Source organism: Achromobacter sp. Root170 (assembly GCF_001428165.1).
GTDB classification, from domain to species: Bacteria; Pseudomonadota; Gammaproteobacteria; order Burkholderiales; family Burkholderiaceae_B; genus Achromobacter; species Achromobacter mucicolens.
In genome coordinates, this window is record NZ_LMHN01000016.1 from 333,898 (window position 1) to 355,631 (window position 21,734).

Annotated in this window: 19 protein-coding genes and 1 tRNA gene; 13 read left to right on the forward strand and 7 right to left on the reverse strand. The window is 65.9% G+C overall.

Annotated elements, in window-relative coordinates:
- Positions 1-3: 3 nt before the first annotated feature.
- Entirely contained in the window at positions 4-822 is an 819-nt protein-coding gene (locus tag ASD87_RS19500; RefSeq protein ID WP_082586361.1) for an NAD(P)-dependent oxidoreductase, read from the reverse strand.
- A 150-nt stretch (positions 823-972) separates the two neighbouring features.
- Between ASD87_RS19500 and ASD87_RS19505 the strand changes: the two genes are divergently transcribed.
- The 3 genes from ASD87_RS19505 to ASD87_RS19515 all read left to right on the forward strand — a co-directional run bounded on the left by ASD87_RS19505 (position 973) and on the right by ASD87_RS19515 (position 4,939).
- Complete coding sequence (locus ASD87_RS19505; RefSeq protein ID WP_056325338.1) at positions 973-1,701, forward strand: FadR/GntR family transcriptional regulator; 729 nt, start codon at positions 973-975, stop codon at positions 1,699-1,701.
- A gap of 202 nt (positions 1,702-1,903) precedes the next feature.
- Entirely contained in the window at positions 1,904-3,799 is a 1,896-nt protein-coding gene (locus ASD87_RS19510) for an LTA synthase family protein (protein ID WP_056325340.1), read from the forward strand.
- Between the two features lie 150 nt (positions 3,800-3,949).
- Entirely contained in the window at positions 3,950-4,939 is a 990-nt protein-coding gene (locus ASD87_RS19515) for an acyltransferase (RefSeq protein WP_082586380.1), read from the forward strand.
- 22 nt (positions 4,940-4,961) lie between these two features.
- On the opposite strand, the gene fahA is transcribed toward ASD87_RS19515, so the two are convergent.
- Both fahA and hmgA read right to left on the reverse strand, forming a co-directional pair.
- Entirely contained in the window at positions 4,962-6,278 is a 1,317-nt protein-coding gene (gene fahA, locus ASD87_RS19520) for a fumarylacetoacetase (protein WP_056325344.1), read from the reverse strand.
- Positions 6,279-6,414: 136 nt separating this feature from the next.
- Positions 6,415-7,713: a homogentisate 1,2-dioxygenase gene (gene hmgA, locus ASD87_RS19525; RefSeq protein WP_056325347.1), complete on the reverse strand. Its 1,299-nt coding sequence runs from the start codon at positions 7,711-7,713 to the stop codon at positions 6,415-6,417.
- 166 nt (positions 7,714-7,879) lie between these two features.
- On the opposite strand from hmgA, the gene ASD87_RS19530 reads away from it, so the two are divergent.
- On the forward strand, positions 7,880-8,788 hold the full coding sequence (locus tag ASD87_RS19530; RefSeq protein WP_056325350.1) for a LysR family transcriptional regulator: 909 nt from the start codon (positions 7,880-7,882) through the stop codon (positions 8,786-8,788).
- 41 nt (positions 8,789-8,829) lie between these two features.
- Here ASD87_RS19530 and ASD87_RS19535 read toward each other — a convergent pair whose 3' ends face one another.
- From ASD87_RS19535 to mutM, 4 genes are all read right to left on the reverse strand, one after another.
- On the reverse strand, positions 8,830-9,030 hold the full coding sequence (locus tag ASD87_RS19535) for a DUF2783 domain-containing protein (protein ID WP_056325352.1): 201 nt from the start codon (positions 9,028-9,030) through the stop codon (positions 8,830-8,832).
- 17 nt (positions 9,031-9,047) lie between these two features.
- On the reverse strand, positions 9,048-10,727 hold the full coding sequence (locus ASD87_RS19540; protein ID WP_056325355.1) for an FAD-dependent oxidoreductase: 1,680 nt from the start codon (positions 10,725-10,727) through the stop codon (positions 9,048-9,050).
- Positions 10,728-10,827: 100 nt separating this feature from the next.
- Positions 10,828-11,781, reverse strand: a complete 954-nt coding sequence (locus tag ASD87_RS19545; RefSeq protein WP_056325358.1) for an MBL fold metallo-hydrolase — start codon at positions 11,779-11,781, stop codon at positions 10,828-10,830.
- Between the two features lie 140 nt (positions 11,782-11,921).
- Entirely contained in the window at positions 11,922-12,749 is an 828-nt protein-coding gene (gene mutM / locus ASD87_RS19550) for a bifunctional DNA-formamidopyrimidine glycosylase/DNA-(apurinic or apyrimidinic site) lyase (RefSeq protein WP_056325361.1), read from the reverse strand.
- Between mutM and ASD87_RS19555 the strand changes: the two genes are divergently transcribed.
- The 9 genes from ASD87_RS19555 (at position 12,748) to ASD87_RS19595 (ending at position 21,566) form a co-directional block, all read left to right on the forward strand.
- Positions 12,748-14,634: a lipopolysaccharide assembly protein LapB gene (locus tag ASD87_RS19555; RefSeq protein WP_056325364.1), complete on the forward strand. Its 1,887-nt coding sequence runs from the start codon at positions 12,748-12,750 to the stop codon at positions 14,632-14,634. The genes mutM and ASD87_RS19555 overlap by 2 nt on opposite strands.
- Entirely contained in the window at positions 14,631-15,233 is a 603-nt protein-coding gene (gene lolB / locus ASD87_RS19560) for a lipoprotein insertase outer membrane protein LolB (RefSeq protein WP_056325366.1), read from the forward strand. The genes ASD87_RS19555 and lolB overlap by 4 nt, the downstream gene beginning before the upstream one ends.
- 233 nt (positions 15,234-15,466) lie before the next feature.
- A complete protein-coding gene (locus ASD87_RS19565; protein ID WP_056325369.1) occupies positions 15,467-17,065 on the forward strand; it encodes a methyl-accepting chemotaxis protein in 1,599 nt (532 codons plus the stop codon).
- Between the two features lie 129 nt (positions 17,066-17,194).
- The gene (gene ispE / locus ASD87_RS19570; protein WP_056325971.1) at positions 17,195-18,136 is read left to right on the forward strand and encodes a 4-(cytidine 5'-diphospho)-2-C-methyl-D-erythritol kinase; all 942 of its coding nucleotides are present in this window, start codon (positions 17,195-17,197) and stop codon (positions 18,134-18,136) included.
- A gap of 1 nt (position 18,137) precedes the next feature.
- Positions 18,138-18,214, forward strand: a tRNA-Gln gene (locus tag ASD87_RS19575).
- A gap of 174 nt (positions 18,215-18,388) precedes the next feature.
- Positions 18,389-19,339: a ribose-phosphate pyrophosphokinase gene (locus ASD87_RS19580; RefSeq protein ID WP_056325372.1), complete on the forward strand. Its 951-nt coding sequence runs from the start codon at positions 18,389-18,391 to the stop codon at positions 19,337-19,339.
- A gap of 149 nt (positions 19,340-19,488) precedes the next feature.
- The gene (locus ASD87_RS19585; protein ID WP_056325375.1) at positions 19,489-20,100 is read left to right on the forward strand and encodes a 50S ribosomal protein L25/general stress protein Ctc; all 612 of its coding nucleotides are present in this window, start codon (positions 19,489-19,491) and stop codon (positions 20,098-20,100) included.
- A gap of 99 nt (positions 20,101-20,199) precedes the next feature.
- Positions 20,200-20,796 (forward strand): aminoacyl-tRNA hydrolase, encoded by a 597-nt coding sequence (gene pth / locus ASD87_RS19590; RefSeq protein WP_056325378.1) that lies wholly within the window; start codon positions 20,200-20,202, stop codon positions 20,794-20,796.
- Entirely contained in the window at positions 20,796-21,566 is a 771-nt protein-coding gene (locus tag ASD87_RS19595) for a type II CAAX prenyl endopeptidase Rce1 family protein (protein ID WP_056325380.1), read from the forward strand. The genes pth and ASD87_RS19595 overlap by 1 nt, the downstream gene beginning before the upstream one ends.
- Positions 21,567-21,734: the final 168 nt, after the last annotated feature.

The following is a 21,734-nucleotide window of genomic DNA, read 5'->3' on the forward strand; positions in this document are numbered from 1 at the left end:
GCTTCAGGCGTTCGGGAAAGGGAAGGGGCCGGCCTTGACGAAGGCGCCGCCCTGATACCGCGCAGCGGGGTCGTCCGCGGCCAGCGCAGGCTGCGCTTCGACCTTTGCGCGGAATGGTTCCGACGAATCCTTGGGCGCAAAGCCCAGCACCGCCGCGCCGCTGTTGTCCCACCAGCTGTCGCGGTTGGCCGATGCGCCATACACAATGAGGTGGCCGACGTCCGGCGTGAACAGGGCGCGGACGACGAGGTCGGTCAGGTCGTCATGGCTGAGCCAGGTGACCAGCATGCGCCGGTCCTTGGGTTCGGGAAACGACGAACCGATGCGCAGGCACACGGTCTGGATGCCGTAGCGGTCGAAATAGAAGCGGGAGAGGTTTTCGCCGTAGGCCTTGCTCAGGCCGTAATAGCCGTCGGGCCGCAGGGGTACGCCCGCGTCCAGCGTCTGGCCCTGCTCGTAGAAGCCGATGACGTGGTTGGAACTGGCGAACACCACGCGCTGCACGCCATGCAGGCGGGCGGCTTCGTAGACGTTGTAGACGCCCTGGATGTTGGCGGGAAGGATTTCCTCGAACGGGCGTTCCACCGAGACGCCGCCCAGATGCACGATGGCGTCCACGCCGCGCACCAGTTCCGACACGGCGGCGGCGTCGGCCAGGTTGCAGGGGACGACTTCCTCGCCCGTCTGCGCGGGCGCCATGGCGGCCACGTCCGACACGCGCAGGATGTCCGCATGGGCTTTCAATCGGGGACGCAGTACCAGGCCCAGGTTGCCGGCGGCGCCGGTCAATAACAAACGATGACACCGGGAAGATGCAGGCATGTTGTTGACAGCTCGGCTCATGACGCAACGCTCTGTGAATGGCGCGGTGGAGTGGACTTGTCTGGTACGTTATCGTACAACTGTCGCGAAGTATAATGATCGCCATTTTCCAGCGTCAAGCGCTGCGCAACCGTCTTCGGATAATCCCTGATGAACGCTCCTGTCGATACCCCTGTCCTGCCGCAGCGTCGTCCCCGCAACCTGGCGCAAGGCCTGGTCGAGAACATCTCCGAACGCATCCGCAGCGGTGAAATCCGTCCCGGCGACAAGCTTCCCACCGAATCGGCCATCATGCGTCAGTTCGGCGTCAGCCGCACGGTCGTGCGCGAGGCGCTGTCGCGGTTGCAGGCCTCGGGCCTTGTTGAAACGCATCACGGCGTCGGCACGTATGCGCTGGAACCCAGCGGGGGCGGCGATTTCCGCGTAGACCCGGCCGACATCGCCACCGTGCGCGATGTGCTGGTCCTGCTGGAACTGCGTATCTGCCTGGAAAGCGAGGCCGCGGGCCTGGCTGCCATCCGCCGCAGCGAAGACCAGTTGCAGGCGATGCGGCGGGCGCTCGATGCCTTCAAGCTGGCGCTGGACAGCGGCGGCGACACCATCACGCCGGATTTCCAGTTCCATCTGCTGGTGGCCCAGTCCACCGACAATCGCTACTTCGCGGACCTCATGGCGCATCTGGGGTCCGCCATCATTCCCCGCACCCGCATCAACTCGGCCAAGTTTGCCCACGAAGACCGCGCGGCCTATCTGGCGCGCGTGAACCTCGAGCACGAAGACATCTACAGCGCGATCACGCGGCAGGACCCTGAGGCCGCGCGCGCGGCCATGCGCACGCACCTGAGCAACAGCCGCGAGCGCCTGCGCCGGGCGCAGTAGCGCGCTCGTGGCCTTGCATGCTGCAAGTGTGATGTCGTACAACGTTTGAACGGTGTGGGCCGCCGTCGATAAATCCAAAACCGCGTTACTCTTGGCGCGGTTATTTTTTTGATCATCGAAACGGCATGGTTTTGCGCGGCACACACGGCAGTACGCATTCTTCATGGGGGCAGGCATTGCCCCACGCGCGCGAGGGGCTGGCATGCGTCGCCTGACTCTTCGATTCATCATTGCAATCCTGGCGCTCCTGACGCTGTCGCGCTTGGGGCTGGCCTTCTGGATGTGGGACCGCGTCGAAGCGGCCGGAGGCCTCGGCCCGCTTCTTTTTGGCGGACTGCGCATCGACGTGTGCCTCTTGTCGATGGTGATCGCGCTGCCGGCGGTGTTTTCGCCCTGGTTCGGTCACCGGCCGCTTGCCGTGCGCATCACCGCCTGGTGGTTCCGCGTCTGGTGGATGCTGTACGTGCTGCTGGAGGTATCGACCCCGCAGTTCATCGCCGAATACGACACGCGGCCCAACCGCCTGTACTTCATCTACCTGCTCAATCCGAAGGAAGTGGGATCGATGCTGTGGCAGGGCTACAAAGGCGTGCTGCTTGCCGCGTTCGTGGTGCTGGTCCTTGCGGCGTGGCTGGCGGTCAAGTTCTTCCCGACGCGCTCGCGCGATTCCTTCATGGCGTGGTGGAAGCGGCCCATCGCGTCCTTCGTGATTCTGGCTCTGGTGTTCCTGGGCGCGCGCGGCACGCTGGAACACCGCCCCATCAATCCGGCCAAGGTGGCGTTCAGCTCGGACGCCATGGTGAACGCGCTGGCGCTCAATTCGTTGTACAGCGTGTTCGATGCGGCGTACCGCATGCGGGACGAGCGCTCGTCGGCCGCGATGTATCCCAAGATGGCCGTGGACGAGATGAACGCCATCGTGCGCGAGAAGGCCGGCATGACCGGCGCGCCCATGGATCCCAAGCTGCCCAGCCTGCATGAACAGAAGGCGACCGTGCGGCGGGACAAGCCGCTGAACGTGGTGATCATCCTGCAGGAAAGCCTGGGCGCGCAGTACGTCGGCAGCCTGGGCGGGCGCGACCTCACCCCGAACATCGACCGCTTGGGCAAGGAAGGCTGGATGTTCCACCGCGCCTACGCCACCGGCACGCGCTCGGTGCGTGGCATCGAAGCCGTGACGGCGGGCTTTTTGCCCAGCGTCGCCGACGCCGTGGTCAAGCTGCCGCGTTCGCAGACGGGCTTTTTCACGCTGGCGCAGTTGCTGGGCAAGCATGGCTATCACTCGCGCTTCGTGTACGGCGGCGAGTCCCACTTCGACAACATGCGCGCCTTCTTCCTGGGCAACGGCTTTGACGAGATCGTGGACCGGCCCAAGTTCGTCGACCCCGTATTCGAAGGATCGTGGGGCGCCTCTGACGAAGACATGTTCAATCAGGTCGACCGTCTGCTGCGCGCCGATGGCGACAAGCCGGTGTTCACGCTGGCGTTCTCGGTGACCAACCATTCGCCCTGGGAATATCCGTCCGGGCGCATCCAGCCCGTGGGCGATCCGGCCACGGTGGACAACACGGTGCGCTATGCGGACTGGGCGCTGGGCCAGTTCTTCGAGAAGGCGCGCAAGGCGCCGTATTGGGACAACACGGTTTTCCTCGTCATCGCCGACCACGATTCGCGCGTGTACGGGTCCATTCCCGTCCCGGTGCGGCACTTCCAGATTCCTGCGCTGATCCTGGGCGCGGGCATCGCGCCGCGGCAGGACGATCGCCTGGTCAGCCAGATCGACATGGCCCCGACGCTGCTGTCGCTGATCGGCCTGGACAACGTGAACCCCATGCTGGGCGTGGACCTGACGCAGCGCGATCCCGACCGCGCGATGATGCAGTACGCGGACAACTTCGGTTATCTGAAGGGCGATCAGCTGCTGGTGCTGGAGCCCGCCAAGGCGCCCCGGCAGTTCAGTTACAAGGCGGCGCCGGTTGGGCAGGATGAAACGTACGCGCCGGTCGAGCCGGCCGACCCGGCCTTGACCCAGGAGGCGCTGGCGCACGCGCTGTGGGCAAGCTGGGCGTACCGCGAAGAGAAGTACCGCCTGCCTTGATCCTACTCAAGCCTCATTCCGCGGGCCGATAGCACACTGGCGGCCATGACAACGCCGAACCCCTCCACGGGAGCCTCCCGCGCCGCATCCCCGGCGCTTTCGCACGCCCAACCCGCGGCGCCGCAATCGCGGCGCCGCCTGGCCATCCCCGTGCCGCGCGGCCGGCTGGCGTGGATAACCGGCGTGCTCAGCACCCTCTGGCTGGCCGTCAACACGCTGTTCTGGTGCCTGCTACTGTTCCCGGTCTCGCTGCTGAAGCTGGCGTTGCCGTTTGCCGCGGTCAGGCGGCGCATCGATCCCATTCTCAACGGCATCGCCACGGCGTGGGTATCGTGCAATACGGGCTGGTTCATGCGCATTCAGCCCCAAGCCTGGGATATCCAGGGCAATCAGGGCCTGCGCTACGCGGACTGGTATCTGGTCAATTGCAACCATCAGTCGTGGGTCGACATCTTTGTGCTGCAGTACGCGCTGAATCGGCGCATCCCGCTGCTCAAGTTCTTCCTCAAGCAGCAGCTCATCTATGTTCCCGTCATCGGACTGGCGTGGTGGGCGCTGGACTTTCCCTTCATGAAACGGCACGGCAAGAGGGCCCTGCGCAAGAACCCGGATCTGGGGCGCCAGGACCAGGAAGCCGCGCGCCGCGCCTGCGCCAAGTTTTCGCTGGTGCCCACCAGCGTGATGGTATTTGCCGAAGGCACGCGTTTCAGCCCAGCCAAGCGCGCGGCGCAGGGTTCCCCGTACCGGCATCTGCTCAAGCCCAAGGCGGGCGGGCTGGCGGTGTCGTTGAATGCGATGGGCGCGCGGTTCCGTTCGATGATCGACGCGACCATCGCCTATCCGGACGGCGTGCCCAGCTTCTGGGATTTTGCCTGCGGACGCGCTGGCCAGGTGGTGGTGCGGATGCGGCAACTGCCGGTGCCGCCGGCCTTCTGCGAAGCCGATTACTCGCGCGACAAGGCGTTTCGCACCACGTTCCACCAATGGCTCGGCCAGCAGTGGCAGGCCAAGGACGACGAGATCGAGGCGCTTGTCGCGCGGCCCGGATCGCCTGCCGCAGGATCGCCTGCCGCCGGTGCGCCGGCCGCCGGACGGCCGGCCCCCGGATCGCCGGCCGCCCCAAACCCTTCCTCCGGCTAGCGGGTTTGCGGCTGGCGCAGCCTTAGACGCGCGCGGGCAGCACGATGCCCGAGCATTCCCCGAAGCCGATGCGCGGATAACCCGCCTTCACGCATTCGGCGCGGATGATGATCTGGTCGCCGTCCTGCAGGAACGTGCGCTTTTCGCCCCACGGCAGTTCGATCGGCGCCTTGCCGCCATTGCTCAATTCCAGCAGCGAACCTGCTTCCGCCGGGCGCGGGCCGGACAGCGTGCCGGTGCCCAGCATGTCGCCCGGTTGCAGATTGCAGCCATTGACCGTGTGATGCGTGATGAGCTGCGCCACGTTCCAGTACGCATCGCGGAAGTTGCTGCTGGACAGCTGCACCGGCGGCGTGCTTGCGGCGCGGGATTGCTCGGTGGTCATCAGCACTTGCATCTGCACGTCATAGGCGCCCTTGGCGCGGTTGGCGTCCGACGACAGGTACGGCATCGGCTGGGGTTCGCCCGCACCGCGGTTCCATTGCGTACGGAACGGCTCCAGCGCTTCCATCGTGACGATCCACGGCGAGATCGTGGACGCGAAGTTCTTGGACAGGAAGGGGCCGAGCGGCTGGTATTCCCAAGCCTGGATGTCGCGCGCCGACCAGTCGTTCAGGATGCACAGGCCGAACACGTGCGAATCGGCATCGGCCAGTTCGATGCGTTCACCCTGGGCGTTGCCCGTGCCCACGAAAATCCCCAGTTCCAGTTCATAGTCCAGGCGCGCGCAGGGGCCGAACTGCGGCGTTTCGCCTTCGTTCGCGGGGCGGGTCTGGCCGACCGGACGCGGGAATTTCTGATTCACGCCGATGCTGGAGGCGCGGCCGTGATAGCCGATGGGCACCCACTTGTAGTTCGGCAGCAGGGGATTGTCGGGGCGGAACTGCTTGCCCACAGCGGTCGCGTGATGCACCGAGATATAGAAGTCGGTGTAGTCGCCGATGCGGGCGGGCGTGGTGTATTCGGCGTCGGCCTGCGCGACCAGCAGCGGCTCCACGGTGGCGCGCAGGGCGGCGCCTTCGCGCAGCGCGCGCGACAGGGCCAGGCGCAGCGCGCTCCAGTGCGATTGGCCCAGGGCCATCAACGCATTCAGGCTGTCGGTGGCGCAGGCGGCCAGGGCTTCAGCGGCCAGGCCTTCGAACGGCTGCTTGCCGGCCAGCGCGGCCAGGTCCAGGATCTGGTCGCCGATGGCCACGCCGGGCCGGAAGGATTCTTGCGTGCCCTTGCGGCGGAAAGCGCCGTAGGGCAGGTTCTGCACGGGGAAATCCGACGTGTCCGAATTGGCGCTGGCGACCCAGCTCTTCAAGGACGGGTCGTGGGTTTCGTTGATGGTGGTCATGGCTGCGTGTCTCGGTCAGTGTGGTTATGGGAGCCGGCCGGGCGCACGGGCCTGCCGCGCGCCGGATGCATGAAACGCCAAACGGCGATGCGCTCCTCGCGCATCGCCGCCGGCAATGAAGGCTGACGCGGGCGCGTCACGCCTTCTTGGGATCGAAGTGCTTTGCGATGCCCTGCCAGCACCGGTAGTAATCGCCCTGCAATTCTACCGACGCCAGCGCCTGCTCCGTCGGGCGGATCACGCGGCGGGTCTCGAACATGAACGCCATCGTGTCGCGGATGTAATGCGCTTTGCTGGTGTCCGCATGCGAGGCCTTCTCGAAGGTCTCGGCATCGGGGCCGTGGCCGCTCATGCAGTTGTGCAGGCTGGCGCCGCCCGGCGCGAAGCCATCGGCCTTGGCGTCGTACACGCCCTGGATCAGGCCCATGAATTCGCTGGCGATGTTGCGGTGGAACCAGGGCGGACGGAACGTGTTCTCCATGGCCAGGATGCGCGGCGGGAAGATCGCGAAGTCCATGTTGGCCGTGCCCGGGGTGTCCGACGGCGCCGTCAGCACCGTGAAGATCGACGGATCCGGATGGTCGAAGCTGATCGAGCCGACGGTGTTGAAGTTGCGCAGGTCGTATTTGTAGGGGGCGTGCGTGCCATGCCAAGCCACCACGTTCAGCGGCGAGTGATCGATCGAGGCGCGCCAGAAGCCGCCCGTGAACTTGGCGATCAGTTCAAAGTCGCCGTCCACGTCTTCGTACCAGGCCACGGGCGTCTTGAAGTCGCGCGCGTTGGCCAGACAGTTCGAGCCGATCGGGCCCAGTTCCGGCAGACGCAGCGCCGCGCCAAAGTTCTCGAGCATGTAGCCGCGCGCGGTGCCGTCCAGCAGCTCCACGCGGAACCGCACGCCGCGCGGAATGACGGCAATCTCCAGCGGTTCCAGGTCGATTAGCCCCAACTCTGTGGCCAGGCGCAGCCGGCCCTGTTGCGGCACCAGCAGCAGTTCGCCGTCGGCGTTGTAGAAATAACGGCCCTGCATCGAGCGGTTGGCCGCGTACAGATGGATGCCCACGCCGCCCTGTTCGTCGGGGCCGCCATTGCCGCCCCACGTCTTCACGCCTTCAAGGAAATCCGTGGGCGCGTCCGGAATCGGCATCGGGCTCCAGCGCAGCTGGTTCGGCGTGACCGGGCCGTGGCCAAACGTGCTCAACCAGCCGGTGGCGCCGTCGAAGGCTTCAAAGGGCTTGTGCTGCGCGCCCGGGCGGATCCGGTACAGCCACGAGCGGCGGTTCTCGGCGCGGGGCGCTGTGAAGGCCGTGCCGGAAAGCTGCTCGGCGTACAGGCCGTAGGGACATTGCTGCGGCGAATTGCGGCCGATGGGCAGGGCGCCGGGCAAGGCCTCGGTGGCGCAATCGTTGCCGAAGCCGGTCTGGTATTGCAGTTCCATGGAATCCTCCTGGGGCGGCGGGCGCGGTGCTTGGCCGCGCGGCTTGGTGTGGTGGCCGGCGCGGGCGTTGCCCGAGCCGATGTGCCATTGTCGGAAAAAATCCCTGTTGCGGCTACGGGAATGCAAAAATAGCGACTATAAATTTTGTGAATAGTAGGGGGCCCCGATGGCCGAGCTGCGCGACGTCGACCTAAACCTGTTGCTGCTGTTTCAACATCTGCTCGAAGACCGCAACCTGTCGGCGGTGGCGCGGCGCATGGATCTGTCGCAGCCGGCGGTCAGCAATGCCCTGCGGCGCCTGCGCACGGCGTTCGGCGACGAACTCTTTGTGCGCACGGCGCAGGGCATGCTGCCCACGCCGCGGGCCCAGCGGCTGGCCGGACCCGTCAGCGAAGCGCTGGGCCTGCTGTCGCAGGCGTTGCAGGACCAGGACGTGTTCGATGCGGCCACCAGCAACCGGCGCTTTCGCGTGGCCATGACGGACGTCGGCGAAATCCACTTCATGCCGCGCCTCATGGAAGTCTGTGTCCAGAAGGCGCCGCAGGTCCGGATCGACTCCGTGCGCGTGCTGGGCCCCGACCTGCCGCGCGAGATGGAGTCGGGCCGGGTGGACTTGGCGATCGGGGCGTTCGATGAAATGGGGGCGGGCACGTTGCAGCGGATGCTGTTTCGCCAGGGCTACGCCACGCTCTTTCGCCAGGCGCATCCCACCGCGCATGCGGGCATGGGGATCAAGGCGTTTCGCGCGGAACGTCACCTCATCGTGTCGCGCGCGGCGCCCTATGGGCAGGTCAACCAGTCGATGGAGCGGGCGGGGGTGGACCTGGCCGAGCATTTCAGCGTGCCGCATTTTTCCGCGGTGCCCTACATCGTCAGCGCCACCGACCTCTTGGCGACCGTGCCGGAAAAGCTGGCGGCCAGCGCCGCCGCGCCGTTTGGCTTGCGCTTCATGACGCCGCCGCTCAAGGTGCCGGCGCTGCAGACCAACCTGTACTGGCAGCGCCGGGTGGACCGCGACGGCGGCAATCAGTGGCTGCGCGCCCTGATCGTCAATACCTTCGCGGTCGGTTCCTAGCGGCCCGCGTGGCGCCGCGCCGTGATGGCGGGGTCGGCGGCTCAGGCCGTTTGCGTCACGGAAGCGCGTGCGTGATGCAAGGCTTCCTTCAGCAGCGCCAGATCGCCCAGGTGGTTCGCCAGGAGCAGGATCAGCGCCGCATTGAGCTCCTGGCTCTGCTCGTTGGACAGGTCGCGGTGGGCGTCGATCAGCGCTTCGTAGAAGTCGTCCGGCGCGGCGAGGTTGGTGTCGGTGATAAGCATGGGGATAACCTCTGAAATCACGCGCGGCCGGTCGCACGATGAACGGCGGCGGCGACGGCGTCGGGATCGAAGGCGCGCCAGCGCGCGGCGACGTGCTGATCGGGGCGGATCAGGTAGGCGGTGCCCGCCTGCGCGTCGTAGCGCTTGGCCAGGCAGCCTTCGCTGTCCCGCACCACCGCCACCTCGGCGGGCAGCGCGGTCACGTCGCACTGCGCATCGGCCACCAGCACGGCCTTGACGGGCACCGGCGCCATGCGCAGCGCCTGCAAAGCGGCCAGCGTCTCGCGGGCGGGCAGCGCGGCGCCGCAGAACACCGCCAGCACAAACTCGCCATCCAGCTGCGACAACCACCAGCCCGGTTCACCCTGCATTTGCACCGGCGCATCCAGCGCCACCGCGCCCGGCACCATGCGGCCGGTGAAGGCGCCGGTATCCGGCGTGTTCAGCGGCGATCCGGCGTAGGTGGCCGGCAGCGACAGGCGGCCGCTGTTCACCAGCGATCGCGCGAACGGATGGTCCTTGGCCAGATTCAGCACCGCATTGCGGAAGCTGCGGCTGATCTCGCTCTTGGGCGTGATGAAGTCGGTGGCGCGCGACGAGTTCAGGATGTTTTCGTCGGCGGCGAACTCGCGTTCGGCGCTGTAGCTGTCGATCAGCGTATCGGGCGCAAGCCCCGCCAGCACCAGCTTGAGCTTCCAGGCCAGGTTCTCGGCATCCTGCACGCCGCTGTTGGCGCCGCGCGCGCCGAACGGCGACACGCGATGCGCGGCGTCGCCCGCGAAGACGATGCGGCCGTGGCGGAACTTGTCCATGCGTTCGCACGCAAAGGTGTAGACGCTGACCCATTCCAGGTCGAACTGCGCGTCCGGCCCGAGCAGCGCCCGGATGCGGGGCAGCACGTTCTCCGGCTTGACGGCTTCGACGGGGTCCGCATTCCAGCCCAGCTGAAAGTCGATGCGCCAGACATTGTCGGGCTGCCGGTGCAGCAGCACGGATTGGTTGGGGTGAAAGGGCGGGTCGAACCAGAACCAGCGCTCGGACGGGAAGTCCGCCGTCATCTTGACGTCGGCAATCAGGAACCGGTCGCGGAAGATGCGGCCGTGGCTTTCCTGGCCGATGAGCTTGCGCACGGGCGAGCGCGCGCCGTCGCAGGCGATCAGCCAATCGGCATGCAGCGAGTACGGGCCTTCCGGCGTTTCCACGGTCAGCGTCACGCCATCGTCGCCTTGCATGACGCCGGCGACCTTGTTCTTCCAGCGCAGCTCGATGTTGGGCTGCTGGCGGGCCGCTTCGTACAGATAGCCTTCGGCGTAGTACTGCTGCAGGTTGATGAACGCCGGGCGCCGGTGGCCGGGCTCGGGCAGCAGGTCAAAACGCCACACCTCCTGCTCGCGGAAAAACACCTTGCCCACGTTCCACGACACGCCCTTGTCGATCATGCGCTGGCCCACGCCCAGGCGGTCCCAGATTTCCAGCGTGCGCTTGGAAAAGCAGATGGCGCGCGATCCGGTGGACAGCCGGTAGTCGTCGTCCAGCACCACCACGTGCACGCCTTGACGCGCCAGGTCCAGCGCCGTGGTCAGGCCGACGGGGCCGGCGCCCACCACCACGACCTGATGGCGCGCCCGGCTGGCCGCCATCTGGTCCGCATGCTTTTCATAGGCGAACTCCATCGCCTGAAAGTCGATGTCTCCCACGGTTGTCTCCTGTGTGGGTCATTTTCTAGTTATGCGGACACGCTGCGCCGCGAGGGGTCGCGCGTGTCCGGTTCTTGCTTGTCGAGGCAGGGTGGGGGGATCAGCCTTCCAGCTGCGCCCACATTTCCAGGTCGCGCTTGTCGGTCCAGATGCGCGGGTGCGTGTAGCCCGTGGCTTCGTCGTAGGCGCGGGACACGTCGAACGGCATGCAGTGGTCGAAGATCACCCAGTCGCTGTAGCGCGGCTTCATGAAGTCGTAGACCTCGCGGTAGATCGTCTTCAGGTCCTTGCCTTCGGCCACGCCGCGGTTCACGGCGCCGTACAGGTCCGTCAGGAAGGCGCGCGTGCCGGCCAGGCCCTGGCGCACTTCGGTGGCGTTCTTGAGGGCGGGGCCGCGGCCCGGCACCATCTTTTCGGCTTCAAAGCCCGCCAGCGCGTCCAGCGTGGTGGGCCAATCGCGGAAGTAGGCGTCGCCGCAGTAGGGCGTGGACTGGTATTCGACCAGGTCGCCGGCGAACAGGATCTTCTGTTCGGGCAGCCAGGCAATGGTGTCGCCCTTGGTGTGGCCGCGGCCGACCTGCAGCAGCTTGACTTCCAGGTTGCCCAGGTTGACCGTCATCTCGCCCTTGAACGTCATGGTCGGCCAGACCAGGCCCGGCGGAATCGACTCGGCGTTGCGGAACAGGCGCGGGAAACGGCCGATCTCGCTGGCCTTGTCCTGCTCGCCGCGTTCGGCGATCAGGTCGTAGGTGTCGCGGCTGGCCAGGATTTCCTGGGCGTTGTAGGCCGAGGCGCCGAACACGCGCACGGCGTGATAGTGCGACAGCAGGATGTACTTGATGGGCTTGTCCGTCACTTCGCGGATGCGGCGGATCACGTCTTCGGCCATCACCGGCGTGGCTTGGGTGTCGATCACCATGACGGCCTCGTCGCCGATGATCACGCCCGTGTTGGGGTCGCCTTCGGCCGTGTAGGCATAGGCGTTGTCGGACAGCTTTTCGAACGAGACGACCTTGTCGTCCATGTCCGCGTGCGAGGCAAATTGCTTGCTCATGGAGGCTCCTTCCACTTTTCTAGGAATAGGGTGTGTGGAAGGAAATATAGTCCTGCGTTAGTTTTCGTGCAATACGTTTGCTATAAACGAATTCCCGAGTTGTAACGGCGATTTCGCCAGGCGCGTCGTCACGCCGCCCATCAGTTCCGTTGGCATTTTGGGCAGTAGTAGGTGGCGCGCTGCCCCTGGACAAAGCGGCGGATCGGCGTGCCGCAGACCCGGCAGGGCAGCCCTTCGCGCTCGTACACGGCCGCGTGGATCTCGAAGTAGGCGCCGGGTTCGCCGCTGGCGCCCACGTAGTCGCGCAGGGTGCTGCCGCCGGAGGTGAGGGCGTCGGCCAGCGTGGCCCGCACCATGTCGGCCAGGCGCTCGCAACGGGCCAGCGACAGCTTGTTGGCCGGGGTCTTCGGGTTGATGCGCGCGCGAAAGAGGCTTTCCGACGCGTAGATGTTGCCCACCCCCACGACCGCGATGCCGGCCAGCAGCACCTGCTTGACCGCGGCACCGTGGTTCTTGAAGTGCCGGTGCAGCCAGGCGCCGTCAAAGCGCGGGTCGAAGGGTTCGATGCCCAGCTTGGCCAGCAGCGGGTGGGCTTCGAGGGGGCCGTCGGCATCGTCGTGCCACAGCACGGCGCCGAATCGGCGCGGGTCGTGCAGGCGCAGGACCGCGCCGTCGAAGATCCATTCGACATGGTCGTGCTTGCGCAGGAATTCGCCGGGCGCCACGCTGCGCAGGGAGCCCGACATGCCCAGATGCACGATCTGGGTGCCGTGTTCGAAGCGCAGGAGCAGATACTTGCCGCGCCGCGCGCATTCCAGCACGGTGCGTCCGCCGATCAGGGACGGCAGCTCCGGCGGGATGGGCCAACGCATGCGGGGTTCGTGAACGACCAGTCGCGATAGCGTCCGGCCGGTGATGATGGCGTCGATTCCTCGGCGCGTGGTTTCGACTTCAGGCAGTTCCGGCATGAGCCAGTGTAAGATCATCAATTGCGTGTACGAAGATTGTGCCATCAACCGGACGGGCCGCGTGAAGTCGTCTTTTAAACAAATGAATATCGGGATCGCCGCGTTGGGGCTTGCGCTGGCAGCAATCATGGCCCCGCCGGCCCAGGCCGCCGACGGCCGGACGCGTGACGCGACGGGTCCACGGATGGCTCCCCAGAACCGCCAGCCTGAAACCGAAGTCATCCGCCTGCGCCCAGGTCAACTGCCTTATGTGTCGCTGACCGGCGATATCTTCTACCGCGTACTGGCTTCCGAGATCGCCGCCCAGCGGGGCATGTACGGCACCGCCGCCACCACCATGGTCGGTCTGGCCCGCGACACCGGCGATCCCCGCCTTGCCCGCCGCGGCCTCGAGTTCCAGCTTGCCGGGGGCAATCTGCCCGGGGCGCTGGATGCCGCCCGCGTCTGGGCCCGTCTGGCTCCCAACGACATCGAAGCCAGCTCCACCGAACTGGCGCTGGCCGCCGCCAATGGCCAGACCAAGGGCCTGGCCCAAGCGCTGCGCAAACGCATCGATTCCTCGCGCGACAAGCCGGCCGCCATCGGTCAGGCGCTTGCCGTGCTCAGCCGCCTGAACGACCGCCGCCTTGCGCTGCGCATCCTGGACGAATCCCTGAGCGACAGCGTGCGCAAGCTGCCCGCCGCGCACCTTGCGCTGGCCGACGTGGCTTCCGCCGCCGGCGACTACGAGCGCGCTGCCCAGGAATCTCGCGCCGCGCTGGCCGCCGACCCCAAATCCGAAGGCGCCGCCCAGCGCGTGCTGGAGTACGGCTCCAAGGTCGATCCCAAGCGCGCGCAGACCGAGGCCCGCGCCTTCATCAACCGCAATCCCGGCGCGCGCAAGGTCCGCCTGATGCTGGCCGGCCAGTTGGCCGACAGCGGCGACTACGACGCCGCTCTGGCCGAGCTTCAGGCCATGTCGCGCCGTTCGCCCGAGGATTTCGACCTGCTCTTCATGCAGGCCCAGTTGGCCTACAAGTCCGGACAACTCGCGCAGGCCAAGACCCTGCTGCAGCAGTATCTGGACGTCCAGAACCAGCGCCAGCGGGCCACGGTGCCCGGCGCCACCGACGCCGGAGCGGCTGCCGCCGATGCGCACGTGCTGCTCGCGCGCATCGCCGAAGACCAGGGCCGCTACGACGAAGCCATCGCCGAACTCGGCCGTATCGACGACCCCACGCTGCGCTATTCCGTGCGCATGCGCCAGGCCGCGCTGCGCGCCAAGAGCGGCCGCGTGGACGACGCGCTGGCCATGATCGACTCGGCCGGCCCGCAGGACGAAGAAGAACGCGCCCTGGGCTCGCTGACCAAGGCGCAGATCCTGCGCGATGCCGACCGCATCGGTCAGGCGGTCGCTGCCCTGGAAGCCGCGGACCAGGCGCTGCCGGACACGGTCGAGATTAAATACGAACTGGCGATGCTGTACGAACGCCAGAACCGTCTGGCCGACCTGGAGCGCATGCTGCGCCAGGTCATCGCCCTGGATCCGGACCATGCCCACGCGTACAACGCGCTGGGCTACACGCTGGCCGACCACAACCAGCGCCTGCCCGAAGCCCTCGATCTCATCACGCAGGCGCTGGAGCTCTCGCCCAACGATCCGTTCATCCTCGATAGCATGGGCTGGGTCAAGTTCCGCATGGGCGACACCATTGCGGCGGCGGACTACCTGCGCCGCGCCTATAGTGTGCGTCCCGAAGCCGACATCGCGGCCCATCTGGCCGAGGTCCTTTGGGCGCAGGGCAAGCGCGATCAGGCCACGGACCTGCTGCGCGCCGCCTTGCAGAAGGATCCCAAGAACAAGACGGTCCAGGACGTCGTCAAGCGTCTGGGGGTCAATCTGTGACGGCAGTCTTTGCCGGATTTCGCGGCGTGGCGTCCGGCCTGCGCTGGGTGGCGCTGGCGCTGCTTGCCTTCACGCTTGCCGCCTGCACGTCCTTGCCCAAGCCCATCGAAGGGGCTGGCGACGACGCGTTCTCGCGCATTGGCCGCTTTGCCATCACCGTCAACGAAGAAGGCGGCAAACAGAATGCCGTGCAGGGCGGCTTCTCGTGGTCCGACGATGGGCGCCGCTATGTGCTGGACCTGACCAACCCGCTGGGGTCGACCGAAGCCCGCGTGGAAGGCCGCCCCGGCGCCGCCAGCCTCACCAAGGCCGACGGCACGCGCCTGGTCGCCGACAACCCCGATGCGCTCGCCGAGGACGCCCTGGGCAGCAGCATGCCCGTGTCGGGCTTGCGCGACTGGCTGCGCGGCAAGCTGGCGGCAGATCCGCAGGCCTCTGACGTCAAGCGCGACGAATTGGGCCGCCCCATCGCCTTCGAGCAGGGCGGCTGGCGCGCCAACCTCTCCCGCTACGACGAAAAAGGGCCCCAGCTTCTCGTGCTGGAGCGTCTGGAGCCGGGCCGCCGGATCCTCGTCCGGCTGGTCGTGAATCAATCCTGATCCCGTGCGGCTTTACGGCCGCACGGTGCATTCGGCGCCATCGAATACGGGTTAACCCTTATCACACTGCTGGATTTCCAATCAAGCGAATAAGCGCCGCAAAACGGGGCGTGTTACCGCTTGAAATATATTGCCTTGACTGAATAATTCTCCCTGCCTTAGCGCGAGGTACTTACGCGCAGCAGCAATCGGGGTCGACGCGAGTCTGCCGCCCACCCTTTTGGAGAATGGCCATGTTCAGGAACACCCGCATCGCGACGGTGCTATTGGGAATCATCGCGATCTTTTTCACCTTCCAGCTGGTGATCGGCGCAATGGGCTTTGCCGCCCTGCGCCAGACCAACCAGGATGTCGCGCAGCTCTATCGCCTGTCGCAGCAGCAGGTCAACGCGGTGAACGCCGCTTCGCTGTCGCTGGTTGCGGCGCGTACCGACCTCAGCCGCTACGCCACCCGCGTCGCGCAAGGCAACACCGACGACAAGACCTCGCTCGTCGCGGCGCGCCAGCGCATCGTGTCGGCCGACCGCGCCTTCCAGGGCTTTTCCAGCGGCCTGACCGCCGAGGAAAAAGCGGAATCGGCCGCCATCATCGACGCCTACACCAAGCTCAGCACCAACCTGCAGAACGTGGGCCGCGTCCTTGAAGCGGGCGACATGGAGGCCTACTTCAAGCAAGGCACGCAGTCGGTGCAAGAGCGCCTGGTGAGTGAGCGCGATGCGTTCATCCAGCGCGCCGAGGCCACCGGCCAGGCGGTCATGGACGAAATCTCCATGTTCAACTCGCTCTTCACCGGGCTGCTCGCCGGTATTCTGGCGCTGGGCCTGCTGGTGGCCGTGGGCGCCCACGTGCTGATCCGCCGCATGATCGTGCGTCCGCTGGTCGAAGCCGGCGAGGTCTTTCGCCGCATCGCCGAAGGCGACCTGACGCGCCGCGTCGCCGACTTCGGCAAGAACGAAATCGGCGCGCTGCTCAGCGCGCTCAAGGGCATGCAGGACAGCCTGGTGCGCACCGTGTCGGCCGTGCGCCGCGGCGTCGACGAAATCAACGTCGGCGCGCGCGAGATCTCCTCGGGCAACACCGATCTTTCCAGCCGCACCGAAGAGCAGGCCGCCTCGCTCGAGGAAACCGCGGCCAGCATGGAAGAGCTGGCCACCACCGTGAAGCAGAACGCCGACACCGCGCGTGAAGCCAACCGCATGGTCGCCGCGTCCGAGGCCGTCGCGCAGCGCGGCGGGCAAGCGGTCTCCAGCGTGGTCGAAACGATGCGCGCCATTTCGGGCAGCTCGTCGCGCATCGCCGACATCGTGGGCGTGATCGATGGCATCGCATTCCAGACCAACATCCTGGCGCTGAACGCGGCGGTGGAAGCCGCACGCGCGGGCGAGCAGGGCAAGGGCTTTGCCGTCGTCGCCAGCGAAGTGCGCACGCTGGCGCAACGCAGCGCCGCGGCCGCCAAGGAAATCAAGCAGCTCATCGAGGACTCCGCGCAGAAGGTCGGGGTGGGTTCCGAGCAGGTTGAAAACGCAGGCGCCACTATGCGCGAGATCGTCGAGTCCGTGCAGCGCGTGACCAGCTTGATGGCCGAGATTTCGGCCGCTTCCGAAGAGCAGGCCACCGGCATCGACCAGGTCAACCGCGCCGTGTCGCAGATGGATAGCGTGACGCAGCAGAACGCCGCGCTCGTCGAAGAGGCGGCCGCCGCGGCCGGTGCGCTGGAAGAGCAGGCTCGCCAGCTGGCCGGCGCCGTGTCGGTCTTCAAGCTGCCCGACGGTCAGGTCATCGACTCGCCCGCGGCCAGGCTGGGCGCCAGCATGACGCCGCAACTCGCGTAACGTCACCTCGCAGTTCCGCCATCAGCGCGTGTCCGCACGCGTTCGGCGCACGGGCCGGCCCGCCAGTTTTCCTGGCGCGCCGGCCCGTCTGGCTAGAATGGCGGAATCCTTTCGCACCGGTTGTCTTTCGTGACTCTCTACGACGTTCCCGCTCCCGCCAAGCTGAATCTCTTCCTGCACGTCGTGGGCCGCCGCGCCGACGGCTATCACCTGCTGCAGACCGTGTTCCGCTTCATCGATCTGTGCGACACGCTGCACTTCGAGGTGCGAGCCGATGGTGTCATCAGCCGCGCCACCGACCTGCCGGGCGTCCCGGAAGATGAGGACCTCACCGTGCGCGCCGCGCGCGCGCTGCAAAAGGCTACAGGCACGCGCCAGGGCGCGCAGATCAGCCTTGAAAAACGCATCCCGCAAGGCGGCGGCCTGGGCGGCGGCTCCAGCGATGCGGCATCAGTCCTGATCGCATTGAACAGGTTGTGGAACACGGGGCTGACGCGCCGCGAGCTCATGGCGCTGGCGCTGCCGCTAGGCGCGGACGTGCCCGTCTTCGTCTTCGGCCAGTCGGCATTCGCGCAGGGAATTGGCGAAGATCTCACGGCCGTGACGCTGCCCGAGCGCGCCTATCTGGTGGCGCAACCGGATGCCAGCGTGCCGACTGTTGGCATTTTTTCCGCACCCGATTTGACAAGGGATTCTTCTTACATCACAATAGCGGACTTTCTTGCTTCGCAAACATTTTTGCCTAGCGGATCTGGCGGTGAATTTGCCAAAGGATGCGCGCTTTACGGAAGAAATGATTTGGAGCCGGTGGTCTACCGTCTTTATCCTGAAGTACTTGGGGCATCGCGGTGGCTTGCTGAGCGGGGTTTCCCTGTTCGCATGTCGGGATCAGGCGCATGTTTATTCGCCGAATTTTCCGACACATCGCAGGCCGTTTTGGCAGAACAAGAAATAACCGCTATAATGCGCGGCGCTGATAAAACATTCAGCCAAACGCATCCACGGTTTCGGTTAGTGCAGGCATGTACTGGATTAGCTGAACATCCGTTGCGGAATTGGATTGCAAGATAGTTGGGGAGTCGCCAAGCTGGTTAAGGCACCGGATTTTGATTCCGGCATGCGAAGGTTCGAATCCTTCCTCCCCAGCCAACCGAATACATAAAAAAGCTGTTGAACACGCCTGTAAGACACTGGCCCGGGTTCAGCAGCTTTTTTATTTTCCGGATTCGCTGGTGCAAGTTGATTGTGCTGCACTAGGTCTCACCCGCAGGTACCACCCCGCATCACTCGTTAGTGTCTCAAACGACCATCGCATCATCCATCATGGCAAACGATAGCTTCATGATTTTCACGGGCACCGCCAACACTCGGCTGGCCGTGGACGTAGTCAACCACCTCGATATGTCCCTGGGAAAGATGACCGTCGGTCGTTTTTCGGACGGCGAGGTGATGGTCGAGATCAACGAGAACGTGCGCGGCAAGGACGTCTTCGTCCTGCAGCCCACCTGTGCGCCCACCAACGACAACCTGATGGAAATCATGGTGATGGTCGATGCCCTGCGCCGCGCGTCGGCCGGCCGCATCACCGCTGCGATTCCCTACTTCGGCTATGCCCGCCAGGACCGCCGCCCGCGTTCGGCGCGTGTGGCCATCTCGGCCAAGGTCGTGGCCAACATGCTGCAGGTCGCTGGCGTTGACCGCGTCCTGACCATGGACCTGCACGCCGACCAGATCCAGGGTTTCTTCGACATTCCCGTGGACAACATCTACGCCGGTCCGATCCTGCTGGGCGACATCTGGCGCCGCAATTTCTCGAACCTGGTCGTGGTGTCTCCGGACATCGGCGGCGTGGTTCGCGCCCGCGCGCTGGCCAAGCAGCTCGAAGCCGATCTGGCCATCATCGACAAGCGCCGTCCGCGCGCCAACGTGTCGGAAGTGATGAACATCATCGGTGAAGTCGACGGCCGCACCTGCATCATCATGGACGACATGGTCGACACCGCCGGCACGCTGTGCAAGGCGGCCCAGGCCCTGAAAGACCGCGGCGCCGGCGCCGTTTACGCCTATTGCACGCACCCCGTGCTGTCGGGCGGCGCCATCGACCGCATCGAAGCGTCGGAACTCGACGAACTCGTCGTCACCGACACCATTCCGCTCTCCGAGCAAGGCCAAGCCAGCAGCAAGATCCGCCAGCTGTCGTGCGCCGCGCTGCTGGGCGAGACCATCCTGCGTATTTCCAACGCCGAATCGGTCAGCTCGCTGTTTGTCGATTGACGCGTTCGCGTCGATCGGATCACAGCCCGAATTTCCAGTTATTTGCGCCTTGCTGGTCGCGGCAAGGTGCAAACAAGCACGGCGCGCCCTTTGCGCGCCGTGATTTCAACCGGTGAAGTCTCTTCACCTTTATTGTTTCGGAGTTATCCATGAAATTTACTGCCACTGCGCGTAGCGTCCAGGGTTCGAGTGCGAGCCGCCGCCTGCGCCGCGCGGGCCGCGTTCCCGCCATTGTTTATGGTGGTACGGCTGCCCCCCTGAACATCGAACTCGACCACAACGAGATCTACCACGCGCTGCGCAAGGAAGAATTCCACGCATCGATCCTGCAAATGCAGCTCGAAGGCGCCAAGGATGAGCAAGTTCTGCTGCGTTCGGTTCAATGGCACGCCTACAAGCCGCAAGTCCTGCACGTGGACTTCCAGCGCGTCGACGCCAACCAAGCCCTGCGCACCAAGGTGCCGCTGCACTTCGTGAACGCTGAAATCTCGCCGGCCGTGAAGCTGAGCGGTGCGATCATCAGCCACGTGACGACCGAACTGGAAATCACCTGCCTGCCGTCGGCGCTGCCCCAGTTCATCGAAGTGAACCTGGCTGACGTGCTGGCCGGCGGTTCGATCCACCTGGCCGACATCAAGCTGCCCATGGGCGTGACCTACGTCCCCCACGGCGGTGAAGACAACCCCCTGCTGGCCGCCGCGGTCACCAAGGGTGGCGCTGCCGCTGCCGACGAAGCCGAAGAAGCTGCTCCGGCCGCCTAAGTCCTGCGGGAAAGCCCTTGCGGCTTTCCCGCGGCTTACGCCCGAAACCCTGCGTGTGCATTTGCATGCGCAGGGTTTTTTGGTTTAAACACCCCCATCATGTCTACTCCCATACGCCTCATCGTGGGACTGGGTAATCCAGGTCCCGATTACGAAACCACCCGGCACAACGCCGGCTTCTGGCTGGCCGACCATCTGGCGGACGATCTGCGCACTTCTTTTGCGCTCGAGAAGTCTTTTTTCGGCATGGTGGCCAAATCACGCCAGGGCGCGGACAACATCCTGCTGCTCAAGCCCACCACCTACATGAACCGTTCCGGCCAGGCGGTCGGCGCGCTGGCCCGCTTTTACAAGCTGACGCCGGAAGAAGTGCTGGTGCTGCACGACGAGCTGGACCTCATGCCCGGACAGGTCAAGCTCAAGCAGGGCGGCGGCCACGCCGGTCACAACGGCCTGAAGGACATCCAGGCCGCGCTGGGCAGCCCCAACTTCTGGCGCCTTCGCATCGGCATCGGCCATCCGCGCACGCTGGGCCTGGCCCAACAGGTCGCCGACTTCGTGCTGCACCCCCCGCGCCGCGAGGAACAAAAGGAAATCGAAGCCGTCATCGACCGCTGCCGCGCCGTCGTGCCCGCCATGCTGTCGGGCGACTTCGCGTTGGCCACGCGCCAGCTGCATAGCGGCAACGAGTCCTGATGAGCCAAGGCCAGCCCACCCGGAAGCTGCGCTTTCGCAGCGAGATCGCCGACTTCTGGCGCTTCATCCGCCATCCGCATCCGGTGTCGCGGCTGCCGCGCCGCCCCTGCGGCAGCGGCCTTGCCGCCGACTGGTGGCCGGGCATCGGGCCGGGGCGACTTCTGGCCTGGGCCGCTGTGCTGTGGGCGATCAACCTCTTTGCGCTGGGTCCCGTGGCCGTGGCCGCCGCCGGGCTGGGCGGCGTGACGCATCGCCTCGACCCGCACAACATTCCCTGGCTGACCGCAGTGCTGTGGGCGCCGCTGGTCGAGGAAATGCTGTTCCGCTACGGACTGCGCCGGCCGCGCCAGGCCTTGTGGCTCATCCCCGCGCTGGTGCCTGTCGTGCTGTGGGGCCCCAAGCTCTGGACGGGACTGCTGCTGGCCGCGTTCATTTTGCTGGCGGTGTGGGGGCTGCGCGCACGTCCTGAGCCGCTCAAAGGCTGGGACACCAACTGGCGCAGGTATTACCTGCAGCACTTCGGCGTCGTGTTCCATCTGGTCGCGCTGACGTTTGCCGCAGTGCATCTGACCAACTTTGTCTACAACAAGACGCCGTACTGGCTGCTGCCGCTGCTGGTGCTGCCGCAATGGCTGACCGGCCTCGTGCTGGGCTGGATGCGCGTGCGCCGCGGCATCGGAGCCGCGATCCTGCTGCATTCCGTGTTCAACGCCGGCCCCATCCTGATGATCTGGCTGGTGATGCGCTACGCGCCGGCCGCGGCCGGTTAAGGCTTCAGGCCGGGGCGCGCGGTCTGAAGGCAAGGGCGCATGCCCGGTAGCGATGTCAGCTGCGTTTCGCCGGCGGCGTCCTCGGGGCCGCATCACGTCCGCCAGGAAGGCGTCGTTTCACCCCGCCGGGGTAAACTACGTCGTTAACGCTCAATACCGTACTTACAC